The 17,173-nt window shown below is 64.4% G+C and carries 12 protein-coding genes and 1 pseudogene; 6 read left to right on the top strand and 7 right to left on the bottom strand.

The window, feature by feature from the left end; translation table 11 throughout:
• The first annotated feature begins 641 nt into the window (after positions 1-641).
• Positions 642-2,387, top strand: coding sequence for a DUF7453 family protein (locus Poly30_RS17260; RefSeq protein ID WP_145199876.1), 1,746 nt, complete (start codon positions 642-644; stop codon positions 2,385-2,387).
• Between the two features lie 287 nt (positions 2,388-2,674).
• On the top strand, positions 2,675-3,160 hold the full coding sequence (locus Poly30_RS17255; protein ID WP_145199873.1) for a hypothetical protein: 486 nt from the start codon (positions 2,675-2,677) through the stop codon (positions 3,158-3,160).
• A 221-nt stretch (positions 3,161-3,381) separates the two neighbouring features.
• Here Poly30_RS17255 and Poly30_RS17250 read toward each other — a convergent pair whose 3' ends face one another.
• The 3 genes from Poly30_RS17250 to Poly30_RS17240 form a co-directional block, all read right to left on the bottom strand.
• Positions 3,382-4,119, bottom strand: a complete 738-nt coding sequence (locus tag Poly30_RS17250; RefSeq protein WP_145199870.1) for a serine/threonine-protein kinase — start codon at positions 4,117-4,119, stop codon at positions 3,382-3,384.
• Complete coding sequence (locus Poly30_RS17245; RefSeq protein WP_145199867.1) at positions 4,112-4,660, bottom strand: ECF-type sigma factor; 549 nt, start codon at positions 4,658-4,660, stop codon at positions 4,112-4,114. Before Poly30_RS17245 ends, Poly30_RS17250 begins: the two co-directional genes overlap by 8 nt.
• Positions 4,661-5,011: 351 nt before the next feature.
• Positions 5,012-5,350, bottom strand: coding sequence for a hypothetical protein (locus tag Poly30_RS17240; RefSeq protein WP_145199864.1), 339 nt, complete (start codon positions 5,348-5,350; stop codon positions 5,012-5,014).
• Between the two features lie 751 nt (positions 5,351-6,101).
• On the opposite strand from Poly30_RS17240, the gene Poly30_RS17235 reads away from it, so the two are divergent.
• On the top strand, positions 6,102-8,651 hold the full coding sequence (locus tag Poly30_RS17235; RefSeq protein WP_419190303.1) for an FG-GAP repeat domain-containing protein: 2,550 nt from the start codon (positions 6,102-6,104) through the stop codon (positions 8,649-8,651).
• A 51-nt stretch (positions 8,652-8,702) separates the two neighbouring features.
• Here the strand turns inward: Poly30_RS17235 and Poly30_RS17230 are convergent, their stop codons facing one another.
• Genes Poly30_RS17230 through Poly30_RS17220 form a run of 3 tightly spaced genes read right to left on the bottom strand, consistent with a single transcriptional unit; the run spans position 8,703 to position 10,107 of the window.
• A complete protein-coding gene (locus Poly30_RS17230; protein WP_145199858.1) occupies positions 8,703-9,482 on the bottom strand; it encodes a DUF1877 family protein in 780 nt (259 codons plus the stop codon).
• A complete protein-coding gene (locus Poly30_RS17225; protein WP_145199855.1) occupies positions 9,479-9,832 on the bottom strand; it encodes an NUDIX hydrolase in 354 nt (117 codons plus the stop codon). The genes Poly30_RS17230 and Poly30_RS17225 overlap by 4 nt, the downstream gene beginning before the upstream one ends.
• Positions 9,832-10,107 (bottom strand): hypothetical protein, encoded by a 276-nt coding sequence (locus Poly30_RS17220; protein ID WP_145199852.1) that lies wholly within the window; start codon positions 10,105-10,107, stop codon positions 9,832-9,834. The genes Poly30_RS17225 and Poly30_RS17220 overlap by 1 nt, the downstream gene beginning before the upstream one ends.
• Positions 10,108-10,160: 53 nt before the next feature.
• On the opposite strand from Poly30_RS17220, the gene Poly30_RS17215 reads away from it, so the two are divergent.
• From Poly30_RS17215 to Poly30_RS17205, 3 genes are all read left to right on the top strand, one after another.
• Positions 10,161-11,228 (top strand): transposase, encoded by a 1,068-nt coding sequence (locus Poly30_RS17215; RefSeq protein WP_419190302.1) that lies wholly within the window; start codon positions 10,161-10,163, stop codon positions 11,226-11,228.
• 650 nt (positions 11,229-11,878) lie between these two features.
• Complete coding sequence (locus Poly30_RS17210) at positions 11,879-14,434, top strand: serine/threonine-protein kinase (protein ID WP_145199846.1); 2,556 nt, start codon at positions 11,879-11,881, stop codon at positions 14,432-14,434.
• 188 nt (positions 14,435-14,622) lie between these two features.
• Positions 14,623-16,122, top strand: coding sequence for a hypothetical protein (locus tag Poly30_RS17205; RefSeq protein WP_145199843.1), 1,500 nt, complete (start codon positions 14,623-14,625; stop codon positions 16,120-16,122).
• A gap of 369 nt (positions 16,123-16,491) precedes the next feature.
• Here the strand turns inward: Poly30_RS17205 and Poly30_RS28605 are convergent.
• Positions 16,492-16,641: pseudogene (locus Poly30_RS28605) on the bottom strand (transposase); the annotation flags it as partial.
• Positions 16,642-17,173 lie beyond the last annotated feature (532 nt).

The following is a 17,173-nucleotide window of genomic DNA, read 5'->3' as shown; positions in this document are numbered from 1 at the left end:
CGTCTGGAGGAATGGGACGGATAGGACTTCCAAGCGCGGTGGCGATCTGGCGCAGGGCTTTGTCCGGCATGTGGGGAGAGGTTCTTGCACCCAGGGTATGCCGCCACCGCGTGAGCCTTCTGGTCGCTCGTGAACGTCCTTCGTTGCTTCTTGGCCATCTCAGTATCCTTGCGCATCTTGCGCTGTTGAGGTGTCCTGAAAACCCAGGGAAGGTCAGTTCCCGACGCCGGAGAGGAGAGATGGTAGGGGTAGCGGAGCCAGGGGCCGAGCTCACTGGGAGGCCACGTACACGTTCGGGAGCACCGGGAGGCGTGTCCACATCGAGATCGACGCGGCGTTCGATTTCGAGGATGGGAAGATCGTTCGGCATGTGGACTCTGCAACTTCTGGCGATGGAGTCGGATGGCCCTCGGGGCGAAGAGGGCTCTGTTGGGTTGGACGCCCTACTTCAGGAACAAAGTGCGAGCGACGGCCGCGCGGCAGCTCGCGAAGGTCAAGTGAGATGGCGTTGACACGCTACCGTCACAGGCACCTCGCCCTCGAAGTGCGGTACTGGGATGCGTATGTCTCAGAATGAGCGAGGGAGGGGTATCTGACCCCGAGGCTTCCCGGCAGGCTCTTTCCTTGAGAGCATCGGATGCATGGCCAGGCTCATCAGAATCTTTGGATTCGCCGCTCTCGCACTCGCAGTGCCTTCGTCCGCCCAAACGTACACCGAGATCATTCGTGAAGGGGATCCGCTTCCCGGCGGTACCGGTGAGATCATCACGCGTATCGACAATGTCGACATCAACAGCAGCGGCGACTGGCTGGTCCAGGTGGATACCGACGCCGCCGTGACTGACGACTTCGTAGTTCTTCGCAACGGCGTGATCGCTTGGCGTGAAGGCTCATCGATTGGCTTCACCCCGCCCGTCGGCAAGGAAGCCAGCTATTTCATTGATGCAGTGGACATTAACGACGCTGGCGACTTCATGTTCATTTCGCCCGTGCGAGACGTCGGCTCAAACTTCACGGACGGCTACGTGCTCGTTCGGAACGGCGTCACGCTCATTGAAACCGATGTGACACCTTGCAATGCCCCCGGTCTTCCGATGGGTGCGATCTACACCCGGATCTTCGAAGCATGGCAGAACAACAACGGCCAGATCCTCGTCGGGGGCCGTGTCGACATCGGTGGCGGCGTTGAGAAAAATATCCTGCTCCGCATCGAGGTCGATGCAATGGGCAACATCGTCGGCGAGCTCAAGCTCGCCATTCAGGGCGAGACTCTCCCTGGTCCGAACCACGTGACGCCGATTGAAGGCTTCTCGTTCTTCAAGGGTCGCCAGGCGATCAACGACAACGGCGAGTGCATCTGGTACGTGGACGACGACCACACCGTCGCACCGGGCAGCACCCTCTCCGACGAGAATCTGTACATCACGGATGCCGCAGGCGTGAATGCTCTCCTCTACAACGAAGCCGACCCGTTCCCCACGGACCTCGCCGAAGTGTTCGATCATTTCTCCACCGTTGAGGTTGACCTCAACAATAGTGGCGACTTCGTGTTCTCCGGATTCGACCGTGGACCGGCGACGGATGACTCCTGGATCTTCAAGTCCATTGGTGGCGTCGTCGAGACGATCGCTCGCGAGGGCGACCCGGTTCCGGCGTCCGTTCCTGGCACCTGGTCCGTTTCCGGCGTGGGCTTCGGCGGCGTTGTTCCCATAAGCAACAGAGGCGACGTACTCTGGTACCTCGATTGGGACGATCCCGACACGACCATTGACTCCGGGCTGATGCTGAACGATCAGATGCTTCTCCAGGAGGGCGTCTCGATGCTCAGCGGCTTCGCGCTTGAGTCCATCCCGAACGAGGAGACCGAGATCGCGATGAGCGACGACGGTTCATTTGTCATCCTCGAGGTGGTCCTCGACGGCCCGATCAACGACCTGGACGCTGTCTACATCCTCCAGCTTGGTTTTGGCACCGCTTATTGCACCACTGCCGCCAATTCAACCGGCGTCTCGGGGGAGCTTTTCGCCACAGGAAGTATATCCATCGCCGACAACGGCCTGGTCCTGAACGCTTCCAACCTCCCGAACCTCGCGTTCGGCTACGTTATCGTGAGTCGGACCCAGGGATTCGCCATGAACCCGGGCGGCAGCGCAGGCAACCTCTGCGTGACCGGTAGCGTCGGCCGCGCCGTCGGCGGCGTGATCGCGAACACAGGGCTCTCCGGCAGCTTCAGCGTCACCGCCAACCTCATGGCAATGCCCCAGCCGCTCGGCCCGGTCGTCGTCGCCTCGGGGGAGACCTGGAACTTCCAGGCCTGGCACCGCGACGCCGTCGGCGGCACCCCGACGTCGAACTTCACCAACGGCCTCGAGATCACATTCCTGTGATTTGATCGGTCCCTTGCCCAGGTCAGGAGGCAGCGCAGGCTTGGGCGTCAACTTTCATCCAGCATCAGCCAACGTACTCTTTCGCATTCCGTCTCGGTGCATTCCCGTCGCGACTCACCGCCCATGCATCTCTCAAGAGATTCCAAGTTCTGCGTCGGCGGATCGTGGATCAGGGGACTGCCGGTGTCGTTGGCGGACGCCACCGGTCGATCGACCACGGACCTCTATCCATTGGGCCTCCGTGGCTGCTGCGCAAGGCCTGGCGTGATGGGACCAAAGGCTTCGTCATGACGCCGTACCAGTTCATGGCTCGACTGGCGGCGCTCGCGCCGCATCCGCGCGAGCATCAGCTGACGTATCAGGGAGTGCTGGCCCCGGCCTCATCATTGCGTGATCTGGTGGTGCCGCGTCCCGTGGTTCGGAAGGAGCCGAAGGATGTGGACGTCGCCGATGAAGACGGCTCGAAGAGTGCGGGGGAGCCGTCGAAGGACCAGAGGTACATCCGCTGGGCAGATCTTCTGAAGCGGGTGTTTTCGGAAGATGTTCTCAAGCGCCCGCGCTGCCGCGGGCGCAGGCACATGATCTCCGTGATCACAGATCCGGAGACAGCGCGGAAGGTGCTGGAGGGGGTGAGAGCGGCGGCGAGGAGGTCATCCGATTCGCTGGGTGGGAGAGACCCGTCGTCGCCAGGGCCGAGCCGTTCCCCACCGGCAGAGCCCGAGGTCCGAATACCGATGCCGCCTCGGCAGGGGCGGCTGGACTTCGGGAAGTAGAAAGCTGCGGAAGAGCGGCGCGCGGGCGATCGTGCTCGATGAAACAACAACAGCCCGCGCCTTGGGAAGGGTGCTGGCTGCAGGTCGTGGTGAAGCGAACCGGTGGTGCTCATCGGAGGGGGCGAAATCGGGCGAGTTCGGCTCAGCGAAGAGCCCGATGGCTGCCCGGGCGCTCCCGCGTGGCCGGTGAGGATGGGGGTAGCGGTGAATCGGGCCCCAGGCTACGGTGACTGGCGTGTCGACACACCGCTTGGAGTTCCTATCCGTCCCGCCTCGTCGACGAGCACGTTGGCAGGCTTCAGATCTCGATGCACGACGCCGCGCTGGTGCGCGTGGTGAACGGCGTCCGCGATGGCCGTCACGAGCCTCAGTCGGGCTTCGATCCCCAGGCGGTGCTCCTCGGCGTAGGTCGTCACCGAGACGCCTGGCACGAGTTCCATCGCGAGGAAGGGCTGCTCGCCCGCGTCCGTCGTGGCGGTCCCCGCGCCGTAGATCTGCGCGATGCCCGGGTGGTTGAGGCGCGCGAGGACCTGAGTCTCGTGATCGAACCTGCGGAGCATGCCGGGCGTCACGACGTCCGGACGCAGCACCTTCAGGGCGACGCGTCGATGGGGCGTGTCCTGCTCGGCCTCGTAGACGACGCCCATGCCGCCGCGCCCCAGGATCCCGAGGATCCGGTAGGCGCCGATGCGGTCCGGCAACGGAATCGAGGTCGCCTCGGCGGCGGACTCGTTCGCCGATTCGATCGCCGCGCCCACCGCCTTGTCGAGGGCCACGACCACGGGACGGTCGATCGCCCCCGTCGGATCGCCGTCGTACGCGAGCAGGCGCCGCAGAGCGGCCAGAAGCTCGCCGTCGTCACCCGCGCTTCGCAGAAGAAACGCCTCTCGCTCATCGCCCTGCAGGGCGCTCGCCTCCCCGAAGAGTGCGCTGAGCCTTTCGTGCTGGCGCTTATCCATCGCGCTGACCTGTTTCTTCGCCGAGCCGCTCCTTCAGCCAGGCGCGCGCGAATCGCCAGTCGTTCTCCACGGTGCGATAGGAAATGCCCAGCACCTCGGCGATCTCGTCATGGGTCAGCCCCCCGAAGAAACGGAGCTCGACCACCTGGGCCTGGCGCCCGGAGAGCTGCGCCAGTCCGGTGAGGGCGTCGTCCATGCGAACTAGGTCGATCGCGCCCTCGGTCGTTTCCATGCTGGCGAGATCGAGTTCGACCCGGCGCGCGCTGCCGCCGCGCTTCAGGCTGCGGTGCTGGCGCGCGTGGTCCACGAGGGTGCGACGCATGGCGACAGCCGCGACGCCGACGAACTGGGCACGGTTCTCCCAGCGCTTCGTCTGCGGAGACAGCTTGACGAATGCCTCGTGCACCAGCGCAGTGGGCTGAAGCGTGTGGTCCGAGCGCTCACGCGCCAGGTACATCGACGCGAGCTGTCGCAGTTCCCCGTAGACGAGTTCCATGAGCTCGTCGGGAGGTTCGCCGGGATGGGGGAGGGCGTCGGACATGGAATCTCGAGAAGGGGGCGTGAAGCTCGCAGACAGCCTGCCTCAGAAGCGCGGGAAAAGTACTCCGAGCCCACAGAGAAACCGGAGATTTCGGGTCTACCGCAGAATCTGTGGGCCTGAAGCGCTGCAGCCAATGCGACCAAGGAAGCGGAGGAGACGGGAGGGCTGAGGAGTGGGCGGCGGCCTTGTGAGGGATGGGAAGGCCGGAAGATGACGAGCTTGGCCCTGGCCTCCGCCCTGGGAGACCAAGGTAAGCCGTCGAGTCGCGGAGGCGAAGAGTGGAAGTCGCGGAGCGCTTGACGGGCGCTCGATCCGGAGGGTCGCCACGGGGGGTCGCCATGGAGGCGACAGCTACGCCTGGAGAACCCCGGTAACACGCGGGAGGTCGTGGAACGTGACCAGCCCCTTTCCGGCACCCCTCTTCCAGCCCGTCCGCAGGAGCCAGCTCTGCGCTTCCACGCTCACGCAATCGACCTTGGACGCACCCCGTCGCTCCGCAAAACCGCCAAACGACATCGCGCTCGAACAAGGATCCAGAACCCCGAGCCCGAGCCCGTGATGCACATCGTTCCGCAAAACGTACTTCAAAACGTTCCGCATCTGCGTCGGCGACGTGATCACCTCCAGATGAAAGCGCTCCGCGAACACGCTCCCCTGCCTCACTCGACCCCAGAGCCGGTTCAACCTCATGCCCAACCCGGTATTCAAACTCGCCATCCCCTTCGAGAGGTCACCCGAGAATCCTTCCTCCTCCTCGGCCCACGCCGCTTCTTCGGCACCGCAAAACCAAACACGGCCTGCAAGACAACCGACCTCCCCATGCGCGCTTTCGCCATGCAAGATCATAGCCCAAACAACCCAACGGAGTAACCTCGAATGGCCTCCAAACTACACTTTAAAGCCCGAACTCGGCACTTTATCCAAGTCCACGCCCCACCCCGAAACAGTATACTCGGCAGACCTTTCCCACCGGCCCACTCGCACTCCGCGCCCCCGAGCCTCCCACTCTTGCCTCCCCCTCGCAAGGCGTGGGCCAGGGCCAAGCTCGCTCCCTGACAACTCCCCATGCCTCCCAAGGCCGCCGCGCCCCTCCAACCCTCCGCTCCCGCCCCTTCTTTGGTTGCATTGGTGGCACCCCATCAGCCCATCAGCCCAGCCGCAGCCCGTCACGCCACTGAAGCACCATCGACCCACAGATTCCTCCGAAGACCCGAGATTTCGAAGCCCAGGGGGAATCTACGGGTTCAGGTCCCCGTGGTCCGCCACCATCCGACCCGCCGAGTCCGAGTCGTCCCATGGATTCCTCCGAACGCCCAAGAATCCGCCTTTCCGTTGTGGCGATCTCACCCCCCTCGCGCGTTGCCCTCCAGAAACGCTTCCGCCTCTTCGGCGGTGGCCACGCAACTGGAGCCCCCCAATGAACCCCACGACTCTTCGATCCATGTCTACCCTGACCCGCGGTGCCATCGTCGCCTCGGCGGCCGGCCTGGCTCTCCTCCACTCGCCGCCCGCAGCAGCCATGCAGCGCCCGAGGGCGAACCTGTCGGAGGCTCCCTCGCCGGGGCGCCGCCCCGACGATGCACGCACGGTGGATCTGCGGACCATCGCTCTCAATCAGCCGATCACGTTCCAGACGGACACCGATCCAGCGCTGGTCCAGGTGGACGTGGAAAGCCCCTTCCGCGAGCCCGAGACGATGCTCCTGGGCCGGACCGAACTCGGCTTCTTCATGTCGAGCACGGACGGGGTGTCGGTCGGGGGCAGCACGGCCATCTTCGACGATCCCGCCGCGGGTGAAGGCGCGCTCGCTGGCTCGAGCAGCAGCCACGGCATGGGACGCAACGTCCGTGATGCCGTGCGCGCCGATATCGACAACGACGGCCGCGATGAGATGGTCGTGCTCGCGCGGACGTCCTCGCGGTTCGAGCTCTACCGGATCGACGTCAGCGTGCAAGGCACGACCACGTGGCAGCTGATGCACAGCTTCGCGCCCTTCACGAGCAGCCAACCGATCGAGGGCACGCTCGCGGTGGGCGACTTCGATGGAGACCGCCGCGACGAGATCGCCGTATTCCGAACGGTGGGTCCGATCAACACGCTGGGCAGCACCTCCACGTTCTGGGTGATCGACGATCCCGTCGGAGGTGGCGGAGTCCTGTGGGAGGAATCCTTCGGCGCGATGGACGCCTTTGGCCAGCACACCAGCTACTCGGGGCTGGCTGCGGACGTCGACGGTGACGGGGATCAAGAACTCGTGGTGGCGAGGCAAGGCGGCACCGGCACGAAGGGCCAGGTTCGCTTGACCCTCTACGACTGGAGCGACCTTGCCTCTGGCCTCTTCGTGCGCATGCCGTCGCAGCAGGTCTACTACGATTCGTTTCCATTCTTCGGAAATCTGATGACGTCGAAGCTGGCGGCTGGCCAGCTCGACGCAGACCCGGCGGACGAGATCGCCCTCGCCTCGACGACTCCCGTTTCGGTCTTGAACCAAACCGACGCCAAGCTCTACCTGGACCAGCTCAACTACGACGTGGCGGGCAATCGATTCGACTTCGTCCAGCGCGGCACCTTCTCCGGTGCCCTCGAGACCACTCCCATTCCCGAGTACTCCTTCGACGTATGCACGTTCGACCGCTACGGGGACGGACGCGACTGGATCGGTCTCATGCGCAAGCCCAAGGGCGGCAGGGCCGACGTTCGGGCCATTCGAGTGAACCTGGGTAGTGGCGGCTGGTTCAGCGACCTCGTTTCCAACACGGTGCCCCTTGCGAACGACGCCGTGACCTTGGCGGCCGGGGACACCGATGCGGACGGCCCCGAGGAGCTGTACGCCGGATTCTCATGGGGAAGTTCGACGACGAAAGCCTCCTGGGTCGAGCTGATCCAGGCGGGCGACACGCCCTCGAGTCGAACGATCTTCACCTCTGGAACGGCGACGTCGACCGCTTCGTCGCCGACGCGGCCCCTGATCCTGGCCCCCGGCGAGTACGACGGCGACGGACTGCGGGTGCGGTACCAGGGATCGACCCTGCGCGTGTCGAATCCGGTGCCGCTGACGCTGCTCGCCGCCGTGCCCACCAAGGCCGGTATCCAGCAGAACTACGTGGGCTCGAGCACGGGCTATTCCATCGGGACGGGCTCTGGAATCGAGACCGCCTACAGCACCTCGACGTCGATCTCGGCGGCCGTGGGCTTCGAATTCGAGGACTTCACGGGCACGTTCGGTGCGTCGGTCAAGGCCACGATGGACTACGAGTCGAGCTCGACCCAGACGGCCACGTCCACGACCACGTTCGTGACGGGATACGAGGCGAGCCATGACGAGGATGTGATCGTGTTCGCCTCCAACAACTATCTCGTCCACGAGTACAGGATCCTGAGCGCCCCCGATGCGGATGCCGTGGGGAGGACCTTCACGATCGACGTGCCCCTCGAGACCCAGATCAACAAGTGGACCGTCCCGTTCTACAACGATCGGGTCGAGCCTCGCTACAGGATGACATCGTCTCTCCTGCCACACACGGTCGGCGATCCTTCGACGTACCGTAACTTCTCCGAGATGGCAGCGACCACGGCCGGCGTGGTCTCCTGGAACACGCCCACGACCATCACGGTGGGCCAGGGGAACGGTGGGAGCGTTTCGACCGCGATCGAGCTGGCTTCGGAGAATGCCACGACCGAGCAAACGTCGATGGCCGTCGGCGCGGAGGCGTCGTACAAAGCCTTTGGCGTGACCACGGAGGGCAGCATCTCCTTCGGGTCAGGTTCGGCCTACACCGTCTCCACCAACACCGAGACGGTCTACCAGGGACAGATCGGCGACGTGGCAGCCGGCGACTACTCGACCTGGGCCTACTCGGTCGGTCTCTATGTCTACCAGGCGTGGCGCGTCGCGGACGGCAGCAACCGCCCGACGGGCGCATGGCTTCCAGGGGGCTACCCGCTCACGGTGATCAACTTCTGGACCAACCCGTTCGGCAGCGGCTACTGAGACGCTCTTCAGCTCTTCGCAGCACCCTCCTGGGTGCCATGGAGCAGGCCGTCAGTCCCTGGTGACAAGAACGCTTCGGCCCCTCGCGACCACCTCGCGGTAGAACGCGCGCAGGGCGTGGTAGTCCTTCACCACCGACGATCTCAGGTCCTCCGGGTCGAAGTTCATGTGCGCCTTGTAGACGCCCTCTTCCACCATCTTGGCCAGGTCGGCGCCGCGGGCGACGGCGTCGGGTGAGAGGTTCGCGAGGAAGTCAGCGACGGAACGGCAGGTCTCCGCGTCCGTGATCCGTTGTTCGAAACCCTGGCAGCCTCTCGCCACCTGCACACCCTTGGGGGTGGTGAAGCTGAGCTGCTTGTCGCCGTAGATGCTGATCTGGACAAGCTGCCGGGTGGTTTCTTCCCCGGCGGCCTGGTCTCCTCTGGCGGCCCCGGCTCGCCTGGCGGCGCGACGCATCGAGGAAGCCAGCCGATCGAAGCGCCGGTCGAGGTCCAGTAGCCAGGTCTGCGGGGTCTCGAAGGATCCCACCATCTCCTCCACGAATTCCGCGAGGGGCATCCAGTCCGAATCGGGCCACCCACGCATGAGGGCGCGGCCGTCGGCGGGGGAGACGAAGCTCCCCGTCATGGCCACGAGTTCAGGATCGACTCCGCCGTCCTCGAAGAGACGCCGAAAGCGATCCATGTCCGAGATCTGCTCCACCGCATCCGCCGGTGCCAGCGCGAGATAGCGCACGTCCAGGTGGAGATGCTCCGGCTCCGCCGCCCGGTCGCCCTTCGCCGGACGCGCCGGGATGGAGTGGATGTCGAAGTCGATGGGGGCAGGCGTCACGTAGCTCGGCTCGATCCCGCTCTCCTCCCGCGTTTCACGCGTCGCGCACGGCGCGTATCGCCGTCGCCGTCGCAGTGGCCGCCGAACTGAAGCCACAGGTCCAGCTTGCGGTGGTGGTGGAGCAGCACCTTGGTTCCAGCGGCGTTCCAGAGCAGGCACGACGCGGTGAGGTGGCCCGGGACGCACTCCCGGGTCAGCGCGATCGGGCCGTGCTCCACGAGGAACGCGTCGATCTCGTCCCGGAACCGCAGCGGCACCGGGCCGATCGAGTCCTCGGGGGTCCCGCGGAGGCAGTGACGGGCCTCCGCGAGAGCGTCCGATGGCGACGCCGCTGGGTCCAATGCCTCCATCAGCGAGCGAACTTCCTGCGCGGGCCCTTCAGCTTGTCGAGGTCCTCGCCCTTGCTCCGCTTCCAGTCCTTGAACGACTCGTAGTCGCCGTGATGGAAGTAGACGATGCCCACGCCGTTCTCGTCCTCGCCCTCGAAGGACAGGATGTGCGTCGCCACGCGGTTCAGGAAGTAGCGGTCGTGGGTCACGATGATCATGCAGCCCGGGTAGTACTCGATCGCCTCCTCCAGCACCCGCAGTGTGTCGAGGCCGAGGTCGTTCGTGGGCTCGTCCATGATGATCAGGTTCGCCGGCTCACCCGGTCCGGGTCCGGCTCGACATCGGCGCCGTGAACTCGACGCAGCGCTTTGAATCCTCGTTGGGACTTAATGTTCACTTCCACTCCCTCTATCTAGACGGTGTGTACGTCACGCGCAGCGCTTTCGAGTCTCCCGTCTTTCTGCCCGCGGATCCTTTGACGTCGGCGGAGGTCGAGCGTGTGCACGGCGACGCGATCGCGCGCATCCGTCGTGTGCTGAAGCGCTTCTCCCTCGACCCGATCGCACTCGGTATGCCCCTACGCAAAGGTGACGACCGCCCTTGGGAGTACGCGGACGCGGGCGCTGATGAGCAGCCGCTTCTCGATTTTGGCGACGCGCGTGAGAATGCGTTCTTTCCGGCCCTGAAGGCTGCCTCGGTGAAGTCGCTGGTGCCTTTCGGTGCTGGTGCTGGGCAGCCGCTGAAGCGCCTAATCGACCCTGATCTCGGCCTTGCGTTCCAGTCGTCGGGTTGGGGGAGTCAGTACGTGCCGCCTCCACTGGTGGTGAACGCTGACGGGTTCTCGTTGCGTGCGCTGATCCGGAAGGGTCAGCGGGCGCAACTGGAGAAGCTCTGCCGCTACGTGACAAGACCCGCCATCAGTCTGGAACGCTTCGATGTCCGTCCCGATGGGATGGTCTCGTGGCTGCTGCGCAAGGCCTGGCGTGATGGGACCAAAGGCTTCGTCATGACGCCGCATGAGTTCATGGCTCGACTGGCGGCGCTCGCGCCGCATCCGCGCGAGCATCAGCTGACGTATCAGGGAGTGCTGGCCCCGGCCTCATCATTGCGTGATCTGGTGGCGCCGCGTCCCGTGGTTCGGAAGGAGCCGAAGGAGGTGGACGTCGCCGATGAAGACGCCGCGAAGAGTGCGGGGGAGCCGTCGAAGGACCAGAGGTACATCCGCTGGGCAGATCTTCTGAAGCGGGTGTTTTCGGAAGATGTTCTCAAGCGCCCGCGCTGCCGCGGGCGTCGGCACATGATCTCCGTGATCACAGATCCGGAGACAGCGCGGAAGGTGCTGGAGGGGGTGAAATCGGGCGAGTTCGGCTCAGCGAAGAGCCCGATGGCTGCCCGGGCGCTCCCGCGTGGCCGGTGAGGATGGGGGTAGCGGTGAATCGGGCCCCAGGCTACGGTGACTGGCGTGTCGACTGACCCTGCCCGGCGCGTGTGGACACCGGAGTTATGGAGGGGGCATCTGACAGAGGCGACGGTCAGCCGTCAAGCCGGGATCGTTCTCACGCAGCCTGGATGCGCCGTGTCTCGCTCCTCGGTCGCTGCGCAAGTGCCCCTTCACCCGAGTCGAACGTCACTTGAAAGCCGAGAGGCGGTCGCGCGGGCGAGTGAGAATGGCCAGGAGCGGCGATCCATCGTCTCGATGAATGGCAGTGGGAACCGTGGACGCAGTGCGACCCGCACTCTCCGCCACTGTGGGCGCCGATGATCAGGACAGCGACAGCTTTTCCAGGCCCGGGACGGAGGGGTACCCGTTCCGCGCCCCTCCTAAAACCGGCTCCGCGCCGGGACTCTTCCCAGTGGATCGCCGCAGAATTTTCGTGAATTCATGACGAGCCAAGCCCAGCCCCGCGCCCAAGCCCCTCTGAAGGGAGATCTCCAAGGCCTGGCGCCTCACCGGAGCCCTCTCGGAACCCCCTCTCCTATGCCTCTCACCATCTCCACCATCACCCAGCGGCCGTACGGTCGGCTTGTGTCTGTCCAGGCGGCTCGCCTGGCGCACGGAGGTGCGAGATGAGTCAGGCGCAGCCGCAGAGTCGCGCTGAGCGGGTCGAGGAACTCGTCGCTGAGTGCCTCATGCGTATGGAAGAAGGGGCGTCTTCGATTCCCTTCGACGAGATCTGTAGCGAAGCTCCCGAGATGATCGACGAGGTGCGAAGCGCCGTCGAGGTCGCCGGCGGCTTCCAGCGGCTCCAGAATGCGGGGCCCGGGTCTGACCCGTTGATCGGGAAGCTTTTGGTCGAGCGCTACCGGGTCTCCGAGTGCATTGGCTCGGGCGCGATGGGGGTGGTCTACGGGGCTGCCGACCTCGAGCTCAGCCGCGAGGTGGCGATCAAGGTGGTTCACACGAAGCTGCTCGACCGCGGCAAGGCGCTGGCTCGCTTCGAGCGCGAGGCGGCAGCGCTCGCTGCGATCCGCCATGATGCTGTGGTGACCGTCTACGACCGCGGCATCACGTCGGACGGTTCGCCGTTCCTGGTGATGGAGCGGATCGACGGCGTGCCCTGCTCGGACATCCTGGAGGCGGCGCGTGAGCGCGGCGGCGACGACGATTCGTCCTGGCTTACGGAGAAGTGGGGCATTGCGAACGTCTCGGAGCCGAGCTACTTCCGCCAGGCGGTTCAGTGGGCGGCGAGCCTCGCGAGCGGCCTCGAAGCGGCTCACTCAGCGGGCGTCTACCACCGCGACGTGAAGCCCTCGAACGTGATGATCACCCGCGAGGGCAAGGCGATTCTGCTTGACTTCGGCATCGCCGCCAAGGACGACCACGCCACCCTGACGCAAACCGACGCCGCCGTCGGTACGCCGGTGTACATGGCGCCGGAGGCGCTGCTCGGCCGCACGAAGGCCAAGCCCACCCAGGACGTCTACAGCCTGGCGGCGACCCTCTATCATTTCCTGACCTTGCAGGCCCCCTACCAGGGCTCGTCGGCCGAGGTCCTCACGGCCCTCGCCACCCGCGATCCGATCCCCGCCTTCAAAGTGCGCCCGGGCCTCCCCCGCGACGCCCAGGCGATCCTGGACCACGGCCTCGCGAGGAACCCCTCGAACCGCTACCAGAGCGCGGCGTCGATGGAGGTGGACCTGCGATCGATGCTGGCCTACCGGCCCGTCTCCGTCAGGCCGACATCGACGCTGGTGCGAGCCGCGCGACGATTCCGGAGCTCGAAGGTGCTGCTTGGCGCGGTGGCGGCGACGGTGCTGATCATTGGGGCGTTGGGGATCAGAGCTTTGCAGGAGTCCTCGTCCGAGCGACGCCACATCGCACACAAAGAGGCGATGCGTCACGTTCAGGCGGGCCTCGGAGTAATGAACCTGGAGAACCGGACGGTGGCGGATAAGGAGCTGCGGACAGCGGCTTCGGAAGCGCTGGATCGTCTGGCCCGGGCTGGGCATGATCCGGTCGTCGAACACCTCTTAAGGGCGACGTTCCGGCTGGACCATGGTGACGTCGCCGCCGCGAAGAGTGATATGCGGGCCGTCGCGTCGGCCGCTGGGACCCGGTTCGCCTCTGAGCTGGTTCAGCGCTACGAAGCGCTTCCCGAAGGATCCTCTTCCGCGCTGGATCTGGATCTCGAGGAGATGCCGGAGCTGGAAACGGTTGACGACGAGTACCTGCACGCCTTTCATCTGCTTCGCCAGCTGAAGCGCTCCGAGGCCACCGAAGCGCTTCAGAGCGATCGACTGGTAGGTCACCGACATGCACAGGAGCTTCGGCTTCTCTGCGTAACTCCGCAGCTCAACAGGAAGCGCCGCGCAAATGACTGGGCAAGCTTCATGGACTTTGTCGATGCCTTTGTCGCCGACATCGAGTCCGTCGAAGAGGCCACGGGCTACCGCAGCGCGATGACGGCTCATTTGCTCGGGTTTGCCTACGTTCGATCAGATCAGTTCCACAGGGCGCTCGAGATGGCGGAACAGGCTCTCGAGTTGGCGCCAACGTCTAGTGGCGCTGTGCTCAACGCTGGCGATGCGGCACTCTCTCTGGGGCTACTTGAGGTCGCGGAGTCGTACTTCGAGTACGGATCCCGAATCCTCCCTGGTTATGTGAAGCTCCAGCAGGGGCTGGCAAAGATATACGCCGTGCGCGGTGAGGGCGAGCGCGCGAGAGATCTCGTTAGTGTCGCGAGCTTCCCGCAGTCCGCGTCCGGCGACCGAGCACGCGCGATCCTTCGCATCAGAACCGAAGTGGGGCTCGCGGTGAAGTGGTACGAGTCTGACCCTGAGCTGGCCCATGAAGCAGCACAAAGGGCCCTCGACCTCTGCGCAACGCTTCCGGAAACAAACGAGACGCGGCGGGTCTTTGAGCCGTATGCAGCATCGTTGACCAAGGACGCGGAAACGGACCTCGCGACCGCGATGCTCAAAGAGCTCTGCCGCGAGCCGAATGACATGAACAGCCTGCTGGACCTGACCAAGACACTCGGTGACGACCTCAGTGGCGAGCAGACCCAACTCCTCAAAGCGTGGCTCGGGTCCTATCTGGACCGATACCTCGCCAAGCACCGCGAAGCGGGAGCAGGTAACTTCCTGCGTTCGGTTGACGACGCCAGCGCTTCAAAACTCTAGTCAGACGCCCGTGCGGCCCCCGCCGCCGCGGACGTAGCTTTCATCAATCCCTAGACCTCTCTCTCTTATCCGATATGTTCCAGGCCCATTCGACCCGTGCTTTCGCATGCGCAGCGACCGTTGTTGCTTCGCTTCTCCTGGCCAGCGATGCTATCTCCCAGAATCAAGACCCCATCCGCAGGCGAGGTATGGCCTCGACCCTTCCCGCAGGCGTGATCTACACCACGAACCAAGGGGGCACCACGCTTCAGAGGACGGCCATGAGGCTGAAGGGGCCCGGCGATCAGGCTGGCAATCTACCTGCGGCCTGGGCTCCGCAAGGAACCTACCCGACGTCTGACTACGGCGAAGCTGTTGACCTGGGCCCCATGATGTTCGGCCATGGCTCCCAGCAGACGACGATCAACTTCGGCACCTTGGGAATTGATGCACACTCCAGCGGCAACGGCATCATCCCGCCGATGATGGTTCAAGGCAACAACCTCGTGCTGGACGCAAGCGGGCCAAACGCCTGGTTTGCGCTTTCAGTGTCACTGGCCCATGAGTCCACTCCAACCTACATCCAAGCCTCATTTTGGGATGTGGCGACGGGACCAGCCCAGAACCGATCTGCTGGCTCCCATATTGCGAGCTACTACCTCTCAGACAGCCTGGGAATTCATTGGTCCTACCCCGGCGCCAGTCTTCTAGAGACGACCCGAGAGAACTTCGGGTTCGGATCGGTGACGACGGATGACATCGAGGCACTTGACTATGGCATTGGCGTGCTGACGTATTCCGGCCCGACGGCTCGCAACGTCATCTTCACGAACGTGAATGACTACTACTTCTCGGTCAATGAGGATTACGTCGATTGGTTCATGACGAACAACAGCGCGAGGCCTGCGTTCACCGACTTCGGGAATCCATCTGAAGCACCTCCGCACCCCGGAGTGATCTATCGGATGCTCTGGGACGAGGCCAGCGGCAGCTGGAGTGCTCCAGCGGTGCACGTCACCGCGGAGAGCCTCGGATTCATGAATGGGGATGGGAATGTCGACGCGCTGGAAGTCGAGGCGTCCGGCAACCGAATCATCTTCTCCGCGACGAAGGATTCGACCTGGGATAACTCGAAGTTCTACAACTCCGCAGACGACGCGAGTCAGATCATGTCCTACGACATGGGAACGGGCTATCTCGCGCCTGCCCGCGACGTCGATGGCACGAAGCTGACGTCCAAGCTAAACGTGACTGACAACGGGAACGACGCCGATGAGCTCGACGGAGCCTGCGGTTTCGACCCCGAGGCCCTCGACAGTGACTCCTTGGTGGGTATCCCGATCCCATTCAGCGTCGACGACAAGGAGCCACTTGGGATCAGCATCGTGCGTTCACAGGGCCTTAGCCGCGACAACCTCATGGTCCACGTGACGGGTTGGGGTGACGTGGACCCACAGCTGGTGGGCGTTCGCCTTCGGTTCTCGTGGGACGTTGCCCCGTCGACGAGCTGGCATCCACAGGATTGGGCCTTGGTGCCGGGTCTGGGGGCCCTTCGCACTGCATCGCAGAACACAACTGAGTTCGATCTCCAGAATGCCGTGGTGACCGGCGGGGTCTTCAGGAACCTCTATATCTGGGGCGAGATGGTGAACCGATACACGGGCGAATACATGGCGAGCAGCCCCGTTTCGCTCATCGTAATCGACTGACTTCGCTTCGCCGTTGAAGGAGTGCCGCCGCCGAGCGGCTCTCCCGATGCACGCGACATAGACCAGGGCGCAGTCATCGCTGACGGCGCCCTGTTCTTTATCAAGCAGGACGTACCGATCCACTTCAGGCAGCCCCATTCCTCGTCATGGCCTTCCACTCCCCACGAGCCGTCGAGTTAGTAGAAGTCGAAGAGGTCGAAGAAGTCGAAGGGGGGGTTGCGAGTGTTCCGCCGTCGATGATGCGGGGGCTGCCGGAGCAGCCCACCAGGCCTCCCCAGGTTCGCGTTCCACTGAGCTTGCCGAGGCCCGCTTGACGGAAGATGTAGGGGAACATGTCCCCGACCATCTCTCATCAGCATCACCGGCGTCAATCCGAGCCTGCTTCACCCAAGCGCCGATCACGCTCGGGCTGATTCCGAGGTCTCTGCCCACTTGGGAGAGGTTCTTGCACTCGTGGTACGCCGCCACCGCGTGAGCCTTCTGCTCACTGGTGAACGCCCTTCGTTGCTTCTTGGCCATCTCAGTATCCTTACGCATCTTCCGCTGTTGAGGTGTCCTGAAAACCCAGGGAAGGTCAGTTCGACGTGCAGGGCGAGCCGGCCTCTGGAACCAAGCTCCATGCCAGCCTGCGCGCGTGGCCCCACCAGCCAGGTCTGAACTACACCGGATTCTCGAGGGGCGTGGAGGTCACCGGGGGACGAACGAGCCACGTGGTCTTCGCGGACCTCAGCGAGACTTTCGTGAGGGTGATTGGCCAGGTCTTGATCGATGGCTCGCCACTGGCCTTGGCGGGGATCAGCGTCGGGTACGCCAACCGCAGCAAGGGCCACCTCGGTCGCAAGGCGACCACCGACGACGAGAGGCGCTTCGAGCTGCTGCTGGACCATCCAGGCGAGTACCGGTTTCAGATCGGCAGTCATGCGGAGCTAGGCGGAAGCGCGTTTCACCGGGAGACGATTCCCGCGGCGCGCGCGCACGCACAACCTCCTGATCGCATGGAACACGGGATCCATCGCTGGCACCGTCTACGACTCCACGGGGAAACCTGCGG

The sequence above is a fragment of the Saltatorellus ferox genome (genome assembly GCA_007751475.1).
GTDB lineage: Bacteria > Planctomycetota > UBA1135 > UBA1135.
This window is presented reverse-complemented; position numbering and strand designations above follow the sequence as displayed.

What these genes read in the sequence shown, in the direction of transcription:
- Poly30_RS17220 (WP_145199852.1), bottom strand. Translation starts at nt 10,107, where the DNA reads ATGGACGAGCCCACGAACGACCTCGGCCTCGACACACTGCGGGTGCTG.
- Poly30_RS17255 (WP_145199873.1), top strand. Translation starts at nt 2,675, where the DNA reads ATGACGCCGTACCAGTTCATGGCTCGACTGGCGGCGCTCGCGCCGCAT.
- Poly30_RS17250 (WP_145199870.1), bottom strand. Translation starts at nt 4,119, where the DNA reads ATGGATAAGCGCCAGCACGAAAGGCTCAGCGCACTCTTCGGGGAGGCG.
- Poly30_RS17260 (WP_145199876.1), top strand. Translation starts at nt 642, where the DNA reads ATGGCCAGGCTCATCAGAATCTTTGGATTCGCCGCTCTCGCACTCGCA.
- Poly30_RS17205 (WP_145199843.1), top strand. Translation starts at nt 14,623, where the DNA reads ATGGCCTCGACCCTTCCCGCAGGCGTGATCTACACCACGAACCAAGGG.
- Poly30_RS17225 (WP_145199855.1), bottom strand. Translation starts at nt 9,832, where the DNA reads ATGGAGGCATTGGACCCAGCGGCGTCGCCATCGGACGCTCTCGCGGAG.
- Poly30_RS17235 (WP_419190303.1), top strand. Translation starts at nt 6,102, where the DNA reads ATGTCTACCCTGACCCGCGGTGCCATCGTCGCCTCGGCGGCCGGCCTG.
- Poly30_RS17245 (WP_145199867.1), bottom strand. Translation starts at nt 4,660, where the DNA reads ATGTCCGACGCCCTCCCCCATCCCGGCGAACCTCCCGACGAGCTCATG.
- Poly30_RS17210 (WP_145199846.1), top strand. Translation starts at nt 11,879, where the DNA reads ATGAGTCAGGCGCAGCCGCAGAGTCGCGCTGAGCGGGTCGAGGAACTC.
- Poly30_RS17240 (WP_145199864.1), bottom strand. Translation starts at nt 5,350, where the DNA reads ATGAGGTTGAACCGGCTCTGGGGTCGAGTGAGGCAGGGGAGCGTGTTC.